Raw genomic sequence first — 18,342 nt, forward strand, 5'->3', positions numbered from 1 at the left:
TTGCGAAAATTAATATTTTTCATTCTGCTGTACGTGACAGGAATTCTTTCCGGATGCGGGTACCACCATCTTGGGGGGATCGGTAGTTCGAATGATGGGCTGGACGGCGTTCATATCAGGATCTTTGCCAACAAGAGTTATCGGGCCGGTCTTGAAACGGTGGCGACCCAGAGTATCATTGACGAGTTTGCCCGGCACAGCGGCGGCAACTCCGTGAATGAAACAACTGCCCGTCTTGTACTGAGCGGTGCCGTGCTTTCCTATGCCGTTGCTCCGGTTTCCTACACGGCAGCCGACCGCATTGCAGGGTATCGATCGACGGTAAAACTTGCTGCGAGCCTTGTCGAGCGACAAACGGGTAAAATCGTCTGGAGAGGTGAGGTTGCCGAAAGTCAGGATTATCCCGCCCAAGTTGACATTTCCTTGCAGCAAAATAGTGAGACTGCCGCCATAGCCGAAATATGCATTCGCCTGGCGGAACAGCTGCATGAAAAGATGCAGGAAGATTTCTAGGTCCAAAATATGAAACCTGATGAATTTACCCGGGCGGTGGATAAAGGGAGCATCGCTCCCTTTTACTATCTTTACGGCGACGAGCCCTATCTGATAGAAAAGGGTGTAAAACGGCTGCTTGACAGGATCGTTTCCGCCGATTTCCGCGATTTCAATTTCAATATTTTTTACGGCAACGAGTGCAAGGGGGAAGAGATCTTCAGTGCGGCCCAGACCCTGCCAATGTTTGCCGACCGGCGCGCCATTCTGGTCAAGAAAAGCCAGGATCTTTCAGCCGCCGCCCTTGATGTACTACTGACCTACCTGCAGAATCCTTCCCCTACTACCTGCCTGATTTTTCAGGGAGAAAAAATAGATCAGCGCAAAAAATTTTTTGCGGAAATAAAGAAGTCTGACTGTCTGGTGGAATTCAAGCGCCCCTACGAAAATCAGCTGGGGGCATTCATCCGTGAAGAGATAAAGGCCTGTGGCAAGCGCATCGATCCGGCAGCTGCCGACCTTTTGGCTTATATGGTGGGGAATAACCTCCAGGAACTGGCGTCGCAGATTGAGAAAGTGGTTACCTATTGTGGCGGCAGAGACAGCATTCTTATGGATGACATAAAAGCTGTGGTCTCGGACACCAAGGTGGACACGGTGTTTGAACTGGCAGATGCGGTCGGCGAAAAAGATCCGACCAAAGCCATGCGTACCCTTTACACTATTCTGCGTGATGGGGAGGCACCCTTGATGCTTCTGGCCATGCTGGCACGTCATTTCAGGCAGCTCTGGCGAGTGCGTGAACTGATGGATCGCAGAGTGTCCAGCGCCGAAATCGGCAAGTCTGCCGGCATAAACCCATATTTTCTGAAAAAGGTCATGGATCAGGCGCGAAACTACCGGACCGCTGAACTGAAGGTTATTTTTGAACGTCTGCTTGAACTGGATTCGGCGTTGAAAACAAGTGGCGGGAAACCGGCAGCTTTGCTGGAGCGGTTCACCATGGAGGTGTGCGGAAAGTAACCGTGTAGGGCAGGTGCTGATATTAAAAAAGGGATCCCTGCTTGGAATCCCTTTTAACATGCTGTCTTATGATTCGTTAGCTCAGTGTATTAACCAGTTTGGTAAGGCGCGAGACGCTGCGTGAGGCATTGGAGGAGTGTATGACCCCTTTGGATGCGGCTCCGTCGATTACGGGGATTGCTGCAGCCAGCGCTTCTTTGGCAAGGTTGGCGTCTTTTGCTGCTACTGCTTCACGAACACGCTTTATGAAAGTCCGCAGGGTTGAACGGACATGACGATTTCTTTCTGTTCTTTTTTCTGTTTGCTTGATTCTCTTAAGGGCTGACTTGTGATTTGCCAAACTGCACCTCCATTTATTTAAAAAAGCCGTTTAAATTTTCGAAAGTTAGATTTATAGCACTTGCTCCAGGATTGTGTCAAGAAGAATATCTTAGTATAAGGCGTAAAAAAGAGGCGGCCTTACGACCGCCCCCGAAATTTAAGAGCCTTCCTCTACCAGTCTTCCTTCTGCTTTTTCAGTACGTTTTCCAGGTAAATTTCAGGACTGGTCAGTCTTAAAATTTCCTTGTCCGTGTAGCCCAGGTCCTTGAAATTCAGGACTCCATTGGGCGCGTGGCAGTTGGCACAGAAAAGGGCCTTGCCTTTTGTCACCAGATGATTGCTGCCGAAGTAAATGGTCTGCCAGCCAGGAACTGGAGTGTAGTTCTTGATGCCGAGAGTCTTTGCTGCCGAGGCTACTCCTGCCAGAGTATCACCGGTTGCCATCGGGGGGGCGAAATCCATGGAAAGCAGCTGCCCTGTCTTCTTATCGAAGAAAGCCTTGCCCTGAAATATTTTGAACGGATAAATCTTGCTGCTCTTGTCTTTTCGGCTGCCCTTCGGCCCGATAAAGGTTGGGGTGTTCTTCACGGTTTTGTTGTACCAGGCATAAACCGGTACCGTCTCATTGGCTTCTTTCCTCAGGGTAGTCGGCTCGTAAAATTTGTCCGATCCCTGTTCCCACTTGGTGAAATCCTTGGCGAAAGCACCCCCGGTTCTGGGAATATGGCAGGTCTGGCAGGCGATGCGGGTCGTGTGTCTATTCAGAGCTGCATCCTTGTGTGGGCTGTTACCATGGCAGGCAGTGTCCGCGCAGGATACGCGCACGCCGTCATTGGCCCAGTTGTTGGGGTCGAAGCCCGTTGGAATTTTGTGGTTTTTTGTTTTATGGCAGTCGACGCAGACCATTCCCTTTGCCGCATGGGCATCTGTTTCCTTGTTAAATGCAAATCCTCTTTTTACCAGGACTCCACCGCCTGCAGCTTCATGACAGACCATACAGTTCTTCACCGTCGGCTTGCCGATGGCGAGGGCTGCCTTAGTGCTCCTGTCCTGCCCCATGACGACTTCGCCTTTTTCATTCTTGAAGGGCTTTCTCTGGCGGAAATCGTAGTCGGTCGAATGGCATACCAAGCAGTCTATGGCGCCTTCAGCATCTGCGCCGGTGCTTCCCACGTCACTCAAATGATTGCCCGGATGGCAGGTATTACAGCCGGTGAATTTTGTTTTTCCCGTTTCAGGACTTTTGGGAATCTCCTTGAGGTTGTTGACGATATCGTTGCCGTTGCACATGGTGTAGATGCGGTTTTTCATGCCGTACTCTTTTTTCGGGTCAAGCCCTTCAACATTGTTTACCTTTGAGGCATGTTTCCAATGTACCGATTGAAGGAACCCTTTGGTTGTACCGGGATGGCATTCTTCGCAGGTTTCAGGACCCTTATAGCCGTTTTTCTCAATGCTTTCCTTGCCTGGATGATCAGCGGCCATGACTTGAACCACACCGAGCAACAGGCATAGAACCGTCGCAAAAAAATTCTTCATGACTGACTCCTTGTAAATATGAATTGATATATCATATATATTAATATTGCAATTTGCATTCTAAAGAAAAACGCTGCAATCTGATAACTACAGCGATTGAAGAGAAAATCAATTGTTGATCAAATCAGCATCCTGCAGTTTTCCTGAAAAGCTTGCTGACATTTTTGCCATTGACAACCTCATATTTGCAGCGAATCTCATCACCATCTACAATGCGGTGATCTTTGAATTTATCCAGGGTAAGGTCATCATTTACTGTGATTTCGATCAGGTCGCCACTCTTGTTGTCCTTTAAAGTGGCAGTGGCTGTTTTGGCGTCCTTGCCGGCTATGTCGATCTTTGTGATGACACCGACCATCTTGATTTCTTCGGCACTGGCCGTAGAGGTGAAAGACAGACAGGTAATGCTGAAGATGGCGAACAAGATCATTAGTGAAACCAGCTTTTTCATTTTGTTGCTCCTTTTTACGTTGAACTTTCGTTCTGTTTTATATCCGGCACCAAGCCGAAAAACTTTGCTTCGTGAGAAAGCGAGGGGGTCAACCCCTCGCTTCTTTTGTACATCATATTAAAATTTGACCTCAAAGGTGGCATAGATATTCTGAGCAGACTTCAGAGGTGCAAACATTTGCGCATTCATGGGGCTGGCGGTCAGATCTGCAATTTTAACCGGAGCACCCACCCAGTTGTTGCTGCCGGTGTATTCGAAGTCGTAGTACTGATAGCCGAGCCGGAAGAAGACCTTGCTCAGGTATGAGGAAATGGGCTGCAGCTTCAGTTCCTGAATTATATAAGCTTCATAGACATTGCCGCGAGTACCCAGCTTGCTGGTCCACATATCATCAGCTGCCGGATCGAAAGGCATCCAGTATTTGGAACCATAGTTGTATTCAGCGCCGAGCTTGGTGCCGGTAGGCAGATCATAGCGGAGACCGACATAGGCGGAGTAGCCGGTGTTATCCTTCACATCGGTGCCGTTCATAAGCAGTCCTGCGCCGGAATCGGGTGAGCCTGCACCTGCAAGCAATGCATGATTGCCGTTGGGATGGGTGATGCTCATGCCGGTGCTGGCAAAGAGGTTCAAGTTGCCGGGGCCGACATTCTTAAGGGTGCTGAGGGCGCCGAGACCATACCAGTCGATGTCGCCCAGCTGGTTGCCCACATTGTTGGGGTTGTCGAAGATGTTGAAACCGCGGTTCCACTGGAAATCAAGCCGAAGGGGGTCGGTGTCAATCGGCACGATCTGAATGCCCATCATGTCCGTATCCCGCAGATTGTTCTGGCTGCTGTAGCCGGCTTCGAAGCCGCGGCCGTAGCACAACTTTGTGTAGGCACCGGGAAGCGCCTCAATGTCAGGAGCGTAACCCAGGGTCAGACCATCGAAGGCATAGTCCACCAGAAGGCCCGGAACGCCACCATTACCCGGCCTTTCACTGTTTTGCCTGACATGGGTAGGAGAACCGGCGGTTGAGGGGCGGCGGCCGACGGAGAACCAGATCGGCTGATCGGCGATGTTGCTCCAGGTTGCGAAAACCTGGTCGACGCGCAGGGTGTTGTCGCTGGGAACGTGGCCGATGGTGCCGTCGAGGATCTGGCTGCGGTCGGCAAAAAAGCCGGCATTGGTGGCATCGGCTGTGCCGTTGCCGGAGGTTTTGTACATGAGCAGCCTGGTTGTAACGGTTACGTCCTTGGTGGCCTTCGCTTTCAGGTTAAGGCCGAAACGGTTGGTCATAAGCGCATCGTTCTTCGGCTTGGACTCCGGCATCAGCACCGGCATGGCAGTTGGACCCATGAATTGATAGTAGCTGGGCACTTTGCCGCGCAGGGAATCGACCCGGAAACGGTAGTCGCCGCCGATGGTGAGCCAGCGGCCGATGGATTTCTCATCTGTTTTCTTCGTCTGCTGCTTCAGTGCTTCGACTTCCTTGGACAGGGCGTCCAACTTCTGCTGCAGGTCCTGGTCTGCCCCCATTGCAGGCATCGGCAGGGTAAATGCGAACAGCAACGAGCTTAGCAAGGTTTTCTTCAAAATGGGTTTCATGTCTTCTCCTTTACTTTTTTTATCCGGCGAGACCTTATTAATCTCGTCGGCAGACTTTCAATTAACTTTAGCTTAAAATTCATTTAACCATATATTTCATTTCACCGATGCAATTCCCAGGCCCAACTATAGATACTTCTTTATATTCAAAATGTTATATATTTGTGGTACGGCAATGCCTGTTTTGCAAGTGGTTTAATGGCTACGCCATCCTGTCGAAAGACATGCACGGGAAATAGATTGACGACTTAGCGGATAGTTGCGTAATATTAACGGCAAATTAGGTGCTAAAGGATTAACGTGATTAAAGAAAAACTGCTTTACCTGCAAACATTCGGCTGCCAGATGAATGTCAGTGATTCGGAAAAAATTGCAGGCTTGCTGAAAAATATAGGTTATCGCCCCACCAATGATTCTTCCCTGGCTGATCTTATTATCCTCAATACCTGCAGTGTAAGGGCACGGGCGGAAGAGAAGGTTTATAACCACCTTGTCCAGTACAAGGGGCTGAAGCGCAAGAGGCCAAAAATACTGATTGGTGTTGGCGGTTGTGTCGCCCAGCAGGAAGGGGAACGGCTGCTGTTGAATATTCCTCATCTGGATTTTGTCTTCGGCACCCATAATCTGCATCTGCTGCCAGAGCTGGTTCTTTCTGCCGAAAAGGGGGAGCGTCAGGCAGAGACGGATTTCATCGACAATGACTCACGCCTTGATCTCTTTCCTGTAGACAACAGCACCAATGGCGTTTCACGTTTTGTCACCGTGATGCAAGGATGTGACAATTTTTGTTCCTACTGCATCGTCCCCTATGTGCGAGGCAGGGAAATAAGCCGCCGATCAGCCGATATTCTCGAAGAGATCTCCCAGTTGGCAGCTAAAGGGGTCAAGGAAGTAACCCTTCTGGGTCAGAACGTCAATTCCTATGGTCTGAAAAGCGATGGGGAGCTGGATTTCGTCACCCTGCTGCGTCAAGTCTCCGAAATTCCCGGCATTGAACGGCTACGCTTTACCACATCACATCCCAAGGATTTCTCACGGCAGCTCATTGACTGCTTTGCCGAAATGCCCAAATTATGTAAACACGTTCATCTCCCTGCCCAGGCAGGCAGTAATGCCGTCCTTTCGGCTATGAACAGGGGCTATAGCCGCGAAGAATATCTGTCGCTGATCGGACAGCTCAAAACCGTATCTCCGGGCATCCAGATTACCGGCGACATTATCGTCGGATTCCCCGGTGAAACAGAGACCGACTTCCAGGAAACCCTGTCTCTTTTGGAGGAGGTTCGCTATACCGATGTTTTTTCCTTTATCTATTCGAAAAGACCGGAAACCAAGGCGGCAGGCTATACCGACCATATCAGCCAGAAGGAAAAACAGATGCGGCTCGACCGGCTGCTGGCAATGCAGCGAAAGATTACCCTGGAAAACAACAGAAGTTTTGAGGGAAGTGTGCAGGAGGTGCTCGTGGAAGGAGAAAGCCGGCGGGGAGGGCAAATCTACGGGCGGATCTCGGGCAACCGGATCGTCAATATTACGGCAGATCCAGCTCTGGTAGGACAAATGGTAAGGGTGACGATTACCAGGGGAGAGCAGAACTCGCTGCAGGGTGAATTGTGCAACTGAATTTAATGGGCAGAAATCGGTCAAAGATGTGCCAAGGAGACGCATGTACTATAAAATGAAGATATACGGGTTTGCATTGGACTCCATTGCCCAGATGCCGGTAATAATTCTCAAGGACGATGCAGGGGAAAATTCGCTTCCGATCTGGATAGGCCAGCAGGAATCGGTCCCCGTTGCCCTTGAACTGATCAACCGGGACCTGATACGTGCCGGGAGTGGAGATCTGTTGACCGCGTTGATGCAGCAGCTTGAACTGAAAATTGAATCGATCGCAATCGAAAGCCTTCGTGACGGTGTCTTCAACGCATGTGTCAAGTTCAGCGGCAAAAGAAAGAAAATCCGGGTTGAAATCAGGGTGACGGAAGCGTTGCTCACTGCACTGAAATATAAGATTCCGGTTATGGTCCACGAAGATGTGGTCAGGGAAGCGCCGCTGCTTGATCTGAAAGAAGGTAAGTTCTCAGGGGGAAATGATGCCCGACGCTTCGTCGATTTCCTGGAAAAGCTCGACCCGGCCACATTGGGAAAATATCCCATGTAGGGAAAAGCGGTCGGTGGTCGGCGGTCGGCGGTCGGCGGTGGTTAATTTGGCAATTAATTAATGGAGGTAGTTGATGCGCGATCAATCCTTTGAATTTTTACAGAACCTTTTGGCGGCTCCCAGTCCTTCCGGTTACGAACAGCCTGCCCAGCGGGTTTTCCGCTCTTATGTCGCTCCATTCGCAGCGATCAGTACCGATGTCATGGGCAATGTCTTCGGTGCCATCGAGGGCGGCGGTGAAAATCGCCCACGGGTGATGCTGGTCGGTCATTCCGATGAAATAGGTTTCCAGATCAAGTATATGGATGACAACGGCTTCATCTATTTCGGCGCCATTGGCGGCGTCGATCCGCATCTTTCCACCGGTCAGAAGGTAAATATCCATGGCAGCAAGGGCATCATCCCCGGCGTGATCGGCAAGAAGCCCATTCATTTGATGGAGCCCAAGGACAGGGAAACAGTGGTGAAGCTGGACGCCCAGTACATAGATATCGGCGTAGCAAGCAAGAAAGAGGCGGAAGCACTCGTTCGTGTCGGTGATCCGGTGACCTTCGCCGTCAGTCTGAGCACGCTGCAGGGTGATCGTGTCACCAGTCGCGGGTTCGACGACAAGGCGGGAAGCTTTGTCGTTGCCGAAGTGCTGCGGCAGGTTTCGGAGTTGAGCGCCAAACTTCAGGTCGATCTGTATGGAGTTTCCTCGGTTCAGGAGGAGGTCGGGTTGAGGGGGGGCACCACCAGCAGTTATACAGTCAACCCTGATATCGGCATCTGCGTCGAGGTGGATTTCGCCACAGACCAGCCTGACGTGGATAAGAAGCATAACGGCGAGGTGAAGATCGGCAAGGGGCCGATCCTGCCCCGTGGCGCCAATATCAATCCGGCTCTCTTCGATCTTTTGGCTGAAACGGCGGCTGCGGAAAACATTCCTGTCCAATTCACCGGCATTCCGCGGGCCACCGGCACCGACGCCAATGTGATGCAAATTTCCAGGGGAGGTGTCGCCACTGCCCTGGTGAAAATTCCGCTGCGCTACATGCACACACCCGTCGAGGTGCTCTCGCTCTCAGACCTGGAAAATGCGGTCAGGCTCATAGTCGCGACTCTGACCAGGATCAAGGACAAGCAGGTATTCATACCAAACTGACCTGACAGAGTGTATACCCTCTTTAAGCCCTTTTAACTTGACTTGGTGGGGGGGCTGTAATAGCTTGTCTGGTTAATATTTCGACGATTTTTCGAGCAAAGGAGTTCGTAATGTTAGACAATAGCATCCTTGAGGGTCTGACCTTCGACGACGTGCTGCTTCTACCTGCCCATTCCCAGATTCTGCCCCGCGATGTTGATCTTTCCACCCAGCTTTCCCGCAACATCCAATTGAATATTCCTCTTGTCAGTGCGGCAATGGATACGGTAACCGAGTCTCGCGCCGCCATCAGCATGGCGAGAGAAGGAGGCATAGGCTTCATCCACAAGAATTTCTCCATTGCCGACCAGGCCATGGAGGTGGACAAGGTGAAAAAGAGCGAGTCGGGGATGATAGTAGATCCTATTACCATGCGCCCCAACCAGAAGATCCGCGAAGCTCTTGAGATCATGGCTAAGTATCGCATCTCCGGGGTGCCCATCACCAAGAGCAACGGCAAGCTGGTGGGTATTCTTACCAATCGCGACCTCCGCTTTGAGACTAACCTGGATCTTCTCATTTCAGAGCGCATGACAAAGCGTAATCTGGTCACAGTGTCGGTGGGTACCACCCTTGAGCAGGCCAAAGAACACCTGAAGCATACCAGGGTGGAAAAACTTCTGGTGGTTGACAGCGACAAGAACCTCAAAGGTTTGATCACCATCAAAGACATCGAAAAGGTAAGAAAATACCCCAATGCCTGCAAGGACAGCCTGGGCCGGTTGCGGGTCGGCGGAGCCGTCGGGCCCACCGTTGACATGGAAGCCCGTATCGACGCCCTGATGAAGGCCGGTGTTGACGCCATCGTCATCGATACTGCCCATGGCCATTCACAGGGAGTTATAGATGCGGTACGGATGGCCAAGAAGAATTTTCCCGGCATCGAACTCATTGCCGGCAATATTGCCACTGCCGATGCAGCCGAAGCGCTGATCAAGGCCGGTGTCGATGCCATCAAGGTTGGTATCGGACCCGGTTCCATCTGTACCACCAGGGTTGTTGCAGGCATAGGCGTGCCGCAGATAACGGCCATTGCCGATTGTGCAAAGGTGGCCAGGAAGTATGGCGTTTCCCTCATCGCCGACGGCGGCATCAAGTTTTCCGGCGACATCACCAAGGCTGTAGCCGCCGGTGCCGATGTCATCATGGTCGGCTCCCTGTTTGCCGGCACCGAGGAATCTCCGGGCGATACCATTCTTTACCAGGGCCGGGCTTACAAGAGCTATCGGGGCATGGGCTCCATCGGCGCCATGAAGGAAGGGAGCAAGGACCGCTACTTTCAGAGCGATGTGGACAGCGAGGTCAAGCTGGTGCCGGAGGGAATCGAGGGCATGGTCCCCCTGCGCGGACCGCTTTCGGCCAACATCCACCAGTTGATGGGGGGGCTGCGGGCCGGAATGGGCTATACCGGTTGCAAAACGGTGAAAGAACTGCAGCAGAACGGCCGTTTCGTCAGGATCACCGGTGCCGGACTCAAGGAATCCCATGTGCATGATGTTATGATAACGAAAGAAGCACCCAACTACCGCATCGAAAAATAGGTCGGATGCGATAAAAGTCCATCTGCTGCGTTATGCTCTCCCTTCGTCGCTGCGACGTAGCGCTGCTACGCCTCACTCCTCTTGGTTCGCAAGCCTTGCATATGGAGCTTTTCTCGCATCCGACAGGTCGTCCGTCTGATTAACCTATAGCGGTTTCAAAGGAAATATTTGATGAGCGTTGATATACATTCGGAAAAGATTCTCATCCTCGACTTCGGGTCCCAGTACACCCAGCTGATCGCCCGGCGGGTGCGGGAAGCCCATGTCTACTGCGAGCTCCATCCCTTCGACCTGGAGCTGGCGGCGATTCGTTCCTTTGCCCCAAGCGGCATCATCCTTTCCGGAGGTCCCAAGTCGGTTTATGAGGAGGGGGCGCCGGCTGTGGCGGAGGAGCTGTTCGAGCTGGGGGTGCCGGTGCTGGGTATCTGCTACGGCATGCAGCTCATGAGCCGCCACTTTGGCGGAGAGGTGGTGCCGGCTGGCAAGCGCGAGTTCGGCCATGCTGAGCTGTTGGCGCAGGGAACACCGGGGCCGCTGTTCGACGGGTTCTTCCTCGACGGGAAGAGTCCGGTCTGGATGAGTCATGGCGACCATGTTTCGCAAGTGCCCGAGGGGTTCCAGGTGGCGGCCGGGACCGCCAATGCGCCGGTCTGTGCCATCCAGAATCTGGCCTGCAACCTCTATGGCGTGCAGTTCCACCCCGAAGTGAACCACACCCCACGGGGAGAACAGCTGATCGATACCTTTGTCCGAAAGATCTGTGGCTGTTCCGGCAAGTGGACACCGGGCCAGATCATCGAGGATGCGGTGGCCCGCATCAAACAGCAGGTGGGCAGCGATCGGGTCATTCTCGGCCTTTCCGGCGGAGTGGACTCGTCGGTGGCGGCCGCCCTGATCCACCGGGCAATCGGCGAACAGCTTACCTGCGTTTTTGTGGACAATGGCCTGCTCCGCCTCGGTGAAGGGGACCAGGTCATGGCAACCTTTGCCCAGAACCTGGGGGTCAAGGTGATTCGGGTGGACGCGGAGGATCGTTTCCTTTCCGCCCTGGCTGGGGTGAGCGACCCGGAAAAGAAGCGCAAGATTATCGGTGGCCTGTTCGTGGAGATCTTCGAGGAGGAGTCCAACAAGATCACTGATGCCCGCTGGCTGGCCCAGGGGACCATCTATCCGGACGTGATCGAGTCGGCCGGCGCCAAGACCGGCAAGGCCCATAACATCAAGAGCCATCACAATGTGGGGGGCCTGCCCGAGCACATGAAGCTGAAGCTCTTGGAGCCCCTCCGTGAACTGTTCAAGGACGAAGTGCGGGCAATCGGAGAAGAGCTGGGACTGCCGCACCAGATGGTCTGGCGCCATCCGTTTCCGGGGCCGGGCCTGGGGGTGAGGATTCTGGGCGAGGTGCGGAAGGATTATGCCGACATCTTGCGGCAAGCGGACGCCATCTACATAGAGGAGCTCTACGCCGCCGACCACTATCACAAGATCAGCCAGGCCTTTGCCGTCTTCCTGCCGGTGAAGAGCGTCGGCGTCATGGGGGACGGCCGTACCTACGAATACGTGGTGGCCCTGCGCGCCGTCGAGACCAAGGATTTCATGACCGCCGGCTGGTACCCGCTTCCCTACGAGGATCTGGCCCGCATCAGCAGCCGAATCATCAATGAGGTGAAGGGCATAAACCGGGTGGTCTACGATATCAGTTCCAAGCCACCGGCAACCATCGAGTGGGAATGACGGAAGGGCGCCTCGTGCGCCCTTTTTCGTGAAATGGGACATACATGAAAAAGCTCATCATTTTTGATCTTGACGGCACTCTCTGCGATTCCCTGGAAGATCTCACCGATGCGGTCAACCACATGCGCAACGACTTCGGCTTGAAGGCGCTGACAGCCGACCAGGTGCGGCAGCTGGTTGGGGAGGGTGCGGCGAATCTTGTCAAAGGGGCTTTGCCCGGCAAGTCGCCGGCCGAGTTGCGCCGGGGCCTGGATACCTTCATTGCCTACAACACCGCCCACATTGCCGACAAGACGACACTCTATCCCGGTGTCCGCGAGACTCTCTCTATCTTGCAGGAGCAGGGGCGGCAGATGGCTGTGGTGTCAAATAAGGCTGAAAGTTTGTGCCGAAGGCTCCTGACAGCACTCCAGCTGGATCATTACTTCATCGACATTGTCGGGGGAGACACGCTTCCCTTTCGCAAGCCGTACCCCGACCCGTTGTTGAAGGTCATCAACGGTGCCGGCATTCCGGTCGGGGAGACGGTCATGGTCGGGGACAGTATCCATGACCTGAAAGCCGGAAAGGCGGCTGCCGTAACCACCATCGCCTGCCTCTATGGCTATGGGAACGATAGTGAGATCAGGTCCGCCGATATGTTCATCGATTCCTTTTCCCGGTTGCTGGAGCTGCCGATCTGATTTTCAGTTCAATATTTTTCTAAAGTTTTATCAAATGGTGCCGAAAAGGACAAGAACAGCACTATAAACGGAGGTAATGGTTCATGAAAATCGAAGATAACAGCCCATCTACTGTGGTTGATCTTCTCAAGCATCAGAAGGTTGAGCAGAACCCATCAGGTGTCAATGGGGGGAAAGGCGCCGAGGCTGCTGCCAAAACTGACAAGGGTGGTGATAAGGTCGACATAAGCGTTGGGGCAGAGCGTGTCAACAAGACCAGCATCTCACTGAAAGGCCCTGAAAACTTCCGTGCCGACAAGGTGGCAGAGATACAATCAAAGATCGATGCGGGTACCTACCAGGTGAGTGGCCGCGATGTGGCTGAGAAACTGATTGCTGCCCTGTCGAAGACAAAATGATTTTTGCAAGAATAGATTCAAGGAAAGCCCGCGCATAGCGGGCTTTTTTATTGCCGGGAAAGAGCCGAATAAATTGGAGCCTGTGATTTTGGCCAATAGGAGGGCAGAAGCAGAGGCCTTTTTCAGCAAAAACCTGTTGACAAAAGAGAAGCCCATAGGCTAAATATAACTTTCGTTTTGCGGGAATAACTCAGTGGTAGAGTGTCAGCTTCCCAAGCTGAAGGTCGCGGGTTCGAATCCCGTTTCCCGCTCCAAAGAAAACTAAAAGGGCTGATCTCCACGATCAGCCCTTTTTTGTGCCTCTGCCATGCCTTTGGCTACAGTGTGTGATGGTTACCCGTTCTGACTGCTTAGCCTGAACCGTTCAATTATCTTTAGCCGGTAATCGACGATTTCTTTTCTCAAAGAGGCAAGCTGTGCCATTTTCTCGTCAACTTTATTAATGTGCTGATCAAGAATCTCAATCAGGCGCGGGATCATTTTGTCAGTTTGTTTCGCGTCGCCATATGCGGAATAGAGATCCTGCATTTCCCTTATGGTAAGCCCCAGCTCCTTCAACTTCAGGATGAATTTTATTCTCCTGACGTAGTAGGGGGTAAATCCCCTGGTGGCACCATCCTGTCGCTGGACCGATTCGATTATCCCCACTTCTTCCCAATAACGCAGGGTTCTGGTCGTCAGGCCAAATGTTTTTGCCAAGTCACCTATTGATTCTGTTTCTTCGCCTTCTTTAAGTTCGCTCATTTATCTTACCTTTACGTAAATGCATACCTTTTAGACCATGCGTCTGAATTTGTCAACTACTGGTTGGCTGAATTGATAATAAAGATAAATTTGATATTATATAAATGTGTTTTATTTATAGTTGACATAAACGTAAACGTAATATATTTTCGCTGCATTAGTCATCTCCCCAAGAGGTGATCTATGACGGGGGCAGGAACTTTGACTGAAAATCGCCGCTGCCGGGGGTTGTTTCTAAGAATTTATGGAGGGCAATATGGATTTCGAGTTGAGTCAGGACCACAAAGTATTGCAGAGCGCTGTTCGTGACTTCGTCGAGAAAGAGATAAAGCCGATCGCCATGCAGATCGACGAGGAGCACATGATTCCTGAAAGCCTGGTCAGGAAGATGGGGGTGATGGGTTTTCTCGGCAGCTATCTTCCCGATGAGTACGGCGGCGCCGGCCTTGACATGCTGTCCTACTCCATCCTCGTGGAAGAGGTGTCGAAGGCCTGCGGCTCCAGCGGTGTTCTCATCTCGGCTCATACTTCTCTTGCCTGCGGCCCGATTTTTACCTTTGGTACTGAGGAGCAGAAGAAGAAATGGCTGCCGGCCTTGAATATGGGGCAGGTCATTGGCTGTTTCCTTCTGACCGAGCCTGATGCGGGAAGCGATGCAGGCGCTATTGCCACTACCTATAAGCATGACGGGGACGACTTCGTCATCAACGGCTCAAAAATATTCATTACCAACGGGGGATACAAAGGAACCGGCGTTCTTTTTGCTACCTCGGACAAAAGCCTCAAGCACAAGGGCGTATCTGCCTTTATCATCGATCTCCAGTCCCCAGGGGTCGAGATCCTCAAGAATGAGAAGAAGCTTGGTATCCGCGGCAGCTATACAACTGCTTTCGCTCTGGATAATGTGCGAATACCGGCGGCGAACCTGCTCGGCCAGGAAGGGGAGGGGTTCAAGATAGCCATGGATACCCTGAATGGGGGCCGCATCGGCATTGCCTCCCAGGCACTGGGCATTGCTGAGGGCGCCTTCGAACGGGCACTTGCCTACTCCAAGGAGCGCAAGCAGTTTGGGGCTCCCATTTCTGATCTGCAGGCAATCCAGTTCAAGCTGGCCGACATGTATGCCCGGATCGAGACGAGTAAACTGATGACTTACAAGGCTGCCTGTCTCAAAGACAAGAAGAAGAACTACACAATGGAATCTGCCATGTGCAAGATGCTCGCTTCCGAGGCAGCCACGTACGTCACCAAGGAGGCGATCCAGATCCACGGCGGCTATGGTTTCATCGTTGATTATGAGGTGGAACGGATGTACAGGGATGCCAAGATCACCGAGATTTACGAGGGGACAAATGAGGTGCAGAGAGTGGTGATCTCAAAATTACTGCTTTCTTAGGGGGAACTTCCATAGGTGCGTAAGTGGGGACTCTGGCGGCCCACATATCTCCAATTTCATCGATTGGTCCGACTCCGGAATCTGCCGATTCAGAACCAGCAGTTTCCGTCTATGCCGGCAATAATCTCTCCCGGCGAGCGTTCGACCGTAAGCTTCCTGGCAGGAACATCCAGGTAATAGGTGAGATAATATGCAAGCCTTGCGTTGCTCAAGATAGATTCTTTGAAAACGACGATATTACTTCCCTCACATCGCGCAGATCTTGCCAGAAGGCCCGGGTGTCCCTCTTTCTGCAATCTCTTGCCAATCTGCCGGGTAAAAGCATAGTCATTGGCCAGCAGTTGCGGGTATTCTTCACATTTGCCGGTTAAGTCACACAGTACGGCGTTACACGATACCCAATATACCGCCCTTTCCCGAATAACCACCCCATCCTGACCCTCGATGGCCAGCTCCGTTTTCAACATGTGGTAAGCTGTTTCGTAAATGGTCGTTTCACTCTCCAGTGCCCCGTACCACGTGCCATAAGTACCATCTCCGAAGCGGGAGTGCATGAATGGCTGTGTTTCGAAAGGATATCCGATCGCCGTCGAATAGGAAAACCCGCGGTTGATGAATCCGGCAGGCAATGTTTTTTTAACATGAGCCTCAACATGAGCGGCTATGGCCGATAGCTCAGCATCTCCACCCGTCAGGTCGTCAAACAGGTCCTGGGATTCCCGCAGAGAGACAATGTTTCTGAATATGTCCTGGGCGATTTCACGGGCCACATCAAATAGCGGCATTACATTCCCCTGACAAGATCGAGATATCGGGATACCTTTGCAATACCTATGATTCCTTCATCGAGCATTAGATCGAGAGGCTTCATGTTGTTGAATGCCAGGTTACGCCGTGTCACCCAGGAATACCGCAGTTCCTCATTTTGCGGGTATAGAAGGCGCAAGGCCTTGTGAATCGCCAATAACCATCCCACTCGATCCTGCACATCCCGTGAAGGAGGCAATGGCTCCCCCCTGCGGTATTTGGACAGTAATGACCTGCTTGTTTCGCTCAACCCCAAGAGGTTTAGCTGGTCGGATGTTGAGATGTCCCAGAGATCGAACAGCCGGGTGATTAGCTTGGCCATCTTTCCCCTTGCTTCAGGAACCGATAAATCAACCCTATGGTTGTCCAGCGCAGCTTGTGGCATGCCGTCCCCCTTCGTCTTTTGTTTAAGTATAAACAAAATTTATTTATACTTCAACAAAAAGAGACGACTGCAAATTTCCATTACCCATGTGCAAGTAAAGACATCAATAAAATTGGATGAATTGCCGGATGGTCAAAAAAAGAGGGGGCCGGCGTTTAAGAGAGGATTCGTGGTTAAAAGTCTCAGGTCTCAGTCCATCCCCAGGCGGTTCATTTTTTTATAGAGAGCGGTGCGATGAATTCCGAGCATGCGGGCGGCGAGGGCTCGATTACCCCCGGCAGCCTGCAGGGCAGATTCAATCGCGATACGTTCAGCTTTATACAGCTGCTCTTCAAGCGTGCCAGAGACTGCTGCATTAAGCCCTTTGTGGAGGGTTGGCGGTAAATGGTGCGGCTCGATGGTCAATCCTTGAGCTTTCCAGACCATCTGGCGCATGAGGCTGCGCAACTCCCGCACATTGCCCGGCCAGTTGTGGGACATGAGCGCGTCGGTTGCTGCCGGGGAGAGCTTCGGCGTGGGGAGACGCTCGCGGCGGGATATTTCCGCGAGAAAGTGCCTGGCTAGAAAGGGGATATCTTCGGGGCGTGACCGCAGGGGCGGGAGCTCAATGGGAAATTCGTTGATGCGGTAGTAGAGATCGCTACGGAACTTGCCGTTATTGACGTTGGTGCCCAGATCGCGGTTGGTGGCGGCTACCAGGCGGAAATCCACAGGTATCGGCGCCGTGCCCCCCAGACGGTCGATCTTGCGGTCTTCGAGCACCCGCAAAAGTTTGGCCTGGCTGTCCAGGGGGAGTTCTCCCACCTCGTCGAGGAAAAGGGTGCCGCCGTTAGCCAGTTCGAATTTCCCCGGTTTTCCTCTCTTCTTTGCCCCGCTGAAAGCCCCCTCCTCGTAACCGAACAGCTCCGATTCTATCAGGTCGCGGGGGATGGCGCCGCAGTTGATGGCAATGAAGGGGCCTTTCCTTCTGGCTGAACCTTCATGAAGTGCCTGGGCAAACAGCTCCTTGCCGGTGCCGCTCTCTCCCAGAATCAGCACCGTGGCGGAGGAATCGGCAATGCGGCGCGCCTGGTCCATCAGGGCCAGCATGGCCGGATTTTTCGTGAGGATGTTGTCGAAAGAGCAGCGGTGTCTGCGCATCTCATCCAACAGGGTCTCATAGCGTTCCACCTGCAGCTCCATGGCCCGCACCCGCCCGGCCAGTTCTTCAACCTGTTCGGTGCTTTTGAAGAGGATTCTGCCGAAGGCGCCGATCACCCGATTTTCGCGCCTGATGGGAAGGTTCACCGTCACCTTGGTCTGGCCGCGCAGATCCACCACCTGGGCCCGTTCGGGCACACCGGTGCGAGCCACGTCAGACAGGTGGCTTTTGGGAGCGATATCCGTGAGATCCAGCCCCATCCCGCTGCCGCTTTTGAGCCCCAGCCAGCGTTCATTGGATGAGCTGAGCAGCGTCACCTTCCCTGCAGTATCGACTACCGTCAGCCCCTCATAGGGGTTATCCAGCACCAGCCGGACCATTTCCTCGTTCAGGGTCGATTTGCCGTAGGGTCCAAGAATCTGGTCTGCAGCATGTACCGGTCGGATGACCAGCACCTCGACCTGTTTATTGCCCTCGGCCTGGACGAACCATTCTTTTCCGAAAAATATCCATTCCCCCTGTTTCAGCTCGCCCAGTTCCCGGGGAAGTGGGGCACCCTCCCTGATATCCAGATCTGCAGTGTCGAAGAAATCTTTGTTCAGAGCGGCAACGTGCCCGTCTTTAGCCAAAAGGATAATGCCGCATCGGCAGTAGGCTGCCTTTCGGAGCAGTGTATGGGTGGAAACTGTATCCATAGATCAACATGTCTCCTTTCAGATACACCTCGCGCAGGAGTGGGTGGTGGCGTGG

Annotated in this window: 18 protein-coding genes and 1 tRNA gene; 11 read left to right on the forward strand and 8 right to left on the reverse strand. The window is 52.8% G+C overall.

The window, feature by feature from the left end:
- Complete coding sequence (lptE, locus tag GEOB_RS10805; RefSeq protein WP_012647255.1) at positions 1 to 513, forward strand: LptE family protein; 513 nt, start codon at positions 1 to 3, stop codon at positions 511 to 513.
- A gap of 9 nt (positions 514 to 522) precedes the next feature.
- A complete protein-coding gene (gene holA / locus GEOB_RS10810) occupies positions 523 to 1,515 on the forward strand; it encodes a DNA polymerase III subunit delta (protein WP_012647256.1) in 993 nt (330 codons plus the stop codon).
- A 76-nt stretch (positions 1,516 to 1,591) separates the two neighbouring features.
- Here the strand turns inward: holA and rpsT are convergent, their stop codons facing one another.
- From rpsT to GEOB_RS10830, 4 genes are all read right to left on the reverse strand, one after another.
- A complete protein-coding gene (rpsT, locus tag GEOB_RS10815) occupies positions 1,592 to 1,855 on the reverse strand; it encodes a 30S ribosomal protein S20 (RefSeq protein ID WP_012647257.1) in 264 nt (87 codons plus the stop codon).
- 152 nt (positions 1,856 to 2,007) lie between these two features.
- A complete protein-coding gene (locus tag GEOB_RS10820; protein WP_012647258.1) occupies positions 2,008 to 3,375 on the reverse strand; it encodes a cytochrome c in 1,368 nt (455 codons plus the stop codon).
- Positions 3,376 to 3,499: 124 nt separating this feature from the next.
- Positions 3,500 to 3,826 (reverse strand): hypothetical protein, encoded by a 327-nt coding sequence (locus GEOB_RS10825; RefSeq protein ID WP_012647259.1) that lies wholly within the window; start codon positions 3,824 to 3,826, stop codon positions 3,500 to 3,502.
- A 117-nt stretch (positions 3,827 to 3,943) separates the two neighbouring features.
- Positions 3,944 to 5,416, reverse strand: a complete 1,473-nt coding sequence (locus tag GEOB_RS10830) for a DUF3373 domain-containing protein (RefSeq protein ID WP_012647260.1) — start codon at positions 5,414 to 5,416, stop codon at positions 3,944 to 3,946.
- Between the two features lie 300 nt (positions 5,417 to 5,716).
- Here GEOB_RS10830 and miaB point away from each other — a divergent pair, with 300 nt between their 5' ends.
- From miaB to GEOB_RS10870, 8 genes are all read left to right on the forward strand, one after another.
- Positions 5,717 to 7,039, forward strand: coding sequence for a tRNA (N6-isopentenyl adenosine(37)-C2)-methylthiotransferase MiaB (miaB, locus tag GEOB_RS10835; RefSeq protein WP_012647261.1), 1,323 nt, complete (start codon positions 5,717 to 5,719; stop codon positions 7,037 to 7,039).
- A 43-nt stretch (positions 7,040 to 7,082) separates the two neighbouring features.
- Positions 7,083 to 7,580, forward strand: a complete 498-nt coding sequence (locus GEOB_RS10840; RefSeq protein ID WP_012647262.1) for a bifunctional nuclease family protein — start codon at positions 7,083 to 7,085, stop codon at positions 7,578 to 7,580.
- A gap of 73 nt (positions 7,581 to 7,653) precedes the next feature.
- Positions 7,654 to 8,724 (forward strand): M42 family metallopeptidase, encoded by a 1,071-nt coding sequence (locus GEOB_RS10845; protein ID WP_012647263.1) that lies wholly within the window; start codon positions 7,654 to 7,656, stop codon positions 8,722 to 8,724.
- A gap of 110 nt (positions 8,725 to 8,834) precedes the next feature.
- Positions 8,835 to 10,304: an IMP dehydrogenase gene (gene guaB, locus GEOB_RS10850; protein ID WP_012647264.1), complete on the forward strand. Its 1,470-nt coding sequence runs from the start codon at positions 8,835 to 8,837 to the stop codon at positions 10,302 to 10,304.
- Between the two features lie 171 nt (positions 10,305 to 10,475).
- Positions 10,476 to 12,038, forward strand: a complete 1,563-nt coding sequence (gene guaA / locus GEOB_RS10855) for a glutamine-hydrolyzing GMP synthase (protein WP_012647265.1) — start codon at positions 10,476 to 10,478, stop codon at positions 12,036 to 12,038.
- 44 nt (positions 12,039 to 12,082) lie between these two features.
- The gene (locus GEOB_RS10860; protein ID WP_012647266.1) at positions 12,083 to 12,721 is read left to right on the forward strand and encodes an HAD family hydrolase; all 639 of its coding nucleotides are present in this window, start codon (positions 12,083 to 12,085) and stop codon (positions 12,719 to 12,721) included.
- Between the two features lie 83 nt (positions 12,722 to 12,804).
- Positions 12,805 to 13,119 (forward strand): flagellar biosynthesis anti-sigma factor FlgM, encoded by a 315-nt coding sequence (gene flgM, locus GEOB_RS10865; RefSeq protein ID WP_012647267.1) that lies wholly within the window; start codon positions 12,805 to 12,807, stop codon positions 13,117 to 13,119.
- Positions 13,120 to 13,298: 179 nt separating this feature from the next.
- A tRNA-Gly gene (locus GEOB_RS10870) sits at positions 13,299 to 13,373 on the forward strand.
- A gap of 79 nt (positions 13,374 to 13,452) precedes the next feature.
- Here the strand turns inward: GEOB_RS10870 and GEOB_RS10875 are convergent.
- The gene (locus tag GEOB_RS10875) at positions 13,453 to 13,863 is read right to left on the reverse strand and encodes a MerR family transcriptional regulator (RefSeq protein WP_012647268.1); all 411 of its coding nucleotides are present in this window, start codon (positions 13,861 to 13,863) and stop codon (positions 13,453 to 13,455) included.
- A 256-nt stretch (positions 13,864 to 14,119) separates the two neighbouring features.
- On the opposite strand from GEOB_RS10875, the gene GEOB_RS10880 reads away from it, so the two are divergent.
- Positions 14,120 to 15,259, forward strand: a complete 1,140-nt coding sequence (locus GEOB_RS10880) for an acyl-CoA dehydrogenase (protein WP_012647269.1) — start codon at positions 14,120 to 14,122, stop codon at positions 15,257 to 15,259.
- 89 nt (positions 15,260 to 15,348) lie between these two features.
- On the opposite strand, the gene GEOB_RS10885 is transcribed toward GEOB_RS10880, so the two are convergent.
- The 3 genes from GEOB_RS10885 to GEOB_RS10895 all read right to left on the reverse strand — a co-directional run bounded on the left by GEOB_RS10885 (position 15,349) and on the right by GEOB_RS10895 (position 18,287).
- Complete coding sequence (locus GEOB_RS10885) at positions 15,349 to 16,044, reverse strand: RES family NAD+ phosphorylase (protein ID WP_012647270.1); 696 nt, start codon at positions 16,042 to 16,044, stop codon at positions 15,349 to 15,351.
- Complete coding sequence (locus GEOB_RS10890; protein WP_012647271.1) at positions 16,044 to 16,451, reverse strand: MbcA/ParS/Xre antitoxin family protein; 408 nt, start codon at positions 16,449 to 16,451, stop codon at positions 16,044 to 16,046. Before GEOB_RS10890 ends, GEOB_RS10885 begins: the two co-directional genes overlap by 1 nt.
- Positions 16,452 to 16,640: 189 nt before the next feature.
- Positions 16,641 to 18,287, reverse strand: coding sequence for a sigma-54 interaction domain-containing protein (locus tag GEOB_RS10895; RefSeq protein WP_012647272.1), 1,647 nt, complete (start codon positions 18,285 to 18,287; stop codon positions 16,641 to 16,643).
- Between the last annotated feature and the right edge of the window lie 55 nt (positions 18,288 to 18,342).

The organism is Geotalea daltonii FRC-32, assembly GCF_000022265.1.
GTDB classification, from domain to species: Bacteria; Desulfobacterota; Desulfuromonadia; order Geobacterales; family Geobacteraceae; genus Geotalea; species Geotalea daltonii.

Bases quoted from the DNA above. Each gene is read 5' to 3' on its own strand.
- GEOB_RS10890 (WP_012647271.1), bottom strand. From the start codon at position 16,451: ATGCCACAAGCTGCGCTGGACAACCATAGGGTTGATTTATCGGTTCCT.
- GEOB_RS10830 (WP_012647260.1), bottom strand. From the start codon at position 5,416: ATGAAACCCATTTTGAAGAAAACCTTGCTAAGCTCGTTGCTGTTCGCA.
- flgM (WP_012647267.1), top strand. From the start codon at position 12,805: ATGAAAATCGAAGATAACAGCCCATCTACTGTGGTTGATCTTCTCAAG.
- holA (WP_012647256.1), top strand. From the start codon at position 523: ATGAAACCTGATGAATTTACCCGGGCGGTGGATAAAGGGAGCATCGCT.
- GEOB_RS10860 (WP_012647266.1), top strand. From the start codon at position 12,083: ATGAAAAAGCTCATCATTTTTGATCTTGACGGCACTCTCTGCGATTCC.
- GEOB_RS10820 (WP_012647258.1), bottom strand. From the start codon at position 3,375: ATGAAGAATTTTTTTGCGACGGTTCTATGCCTGTTGCTCGGTGTGGTT.
- GEOB_RS10885 (WP_012647270.1), bottom strand. From the start codon at position 16,044: ATGCCGCTATTTGATGTGGCCCGTGAAATCGCCCAGGACATATTCAGA.
- guaB (WP_012647264.1), top strand. From the start codon at position 8,835: ATGTTAGACAATAGCATCCTTGAGGGTCTGACCTTCGACGACGTGCTG.
- GEOB_RS10875 (WP_012647268.1), bottom strand. From the start codon at position 13,863: ATGAGCGAACTTAAAGAAGGCGAAGAAACAGAATCAATAGGTGACTTG.
- GEOB_RS10880 (WP_012647269.1), top strand. From the start codon at position 14,120: ATGGATTTCGAGTTGAGTCAGGACCACAAAGTATTGCAGAGCGCTGTT.
- guaA (WP_012647265.1), top strand. From the start codon at position 10,476: ATGAGCGTTGATATACATTCGGAAAAGATTCTCATCCTCGACTTCGGG.
- GEOB_RS10825 (WP_012647259.1), bottom strand. From the start codon at position 3,826: ATGAAAAAGCTGGTTTCACTAATGATCTTGTTCGCCATCTTCAGCATT.
- GEOB_RS10895 (WP_012647272.1), bottom strand. From the start codon at position 18,287: ATGGATACAGTTTCCACCCATACACTGCTCCGAAAGGCAGCCTACTGC.
- GEOB_RS10845 (WP_012647263.1), top strand. From the start codon at position 7,654: ATGCGCGATCAATCCTTTGAATTTTTACAGAACCTTTTGGCGGCTCCC.
- GEOB_RS10840 (WP_012647262.1), top strand. From the start codon at position 7,083: ATGTACTATAAAATGAAGATATACGGGTTTGCATTGGACTCCATTGCC.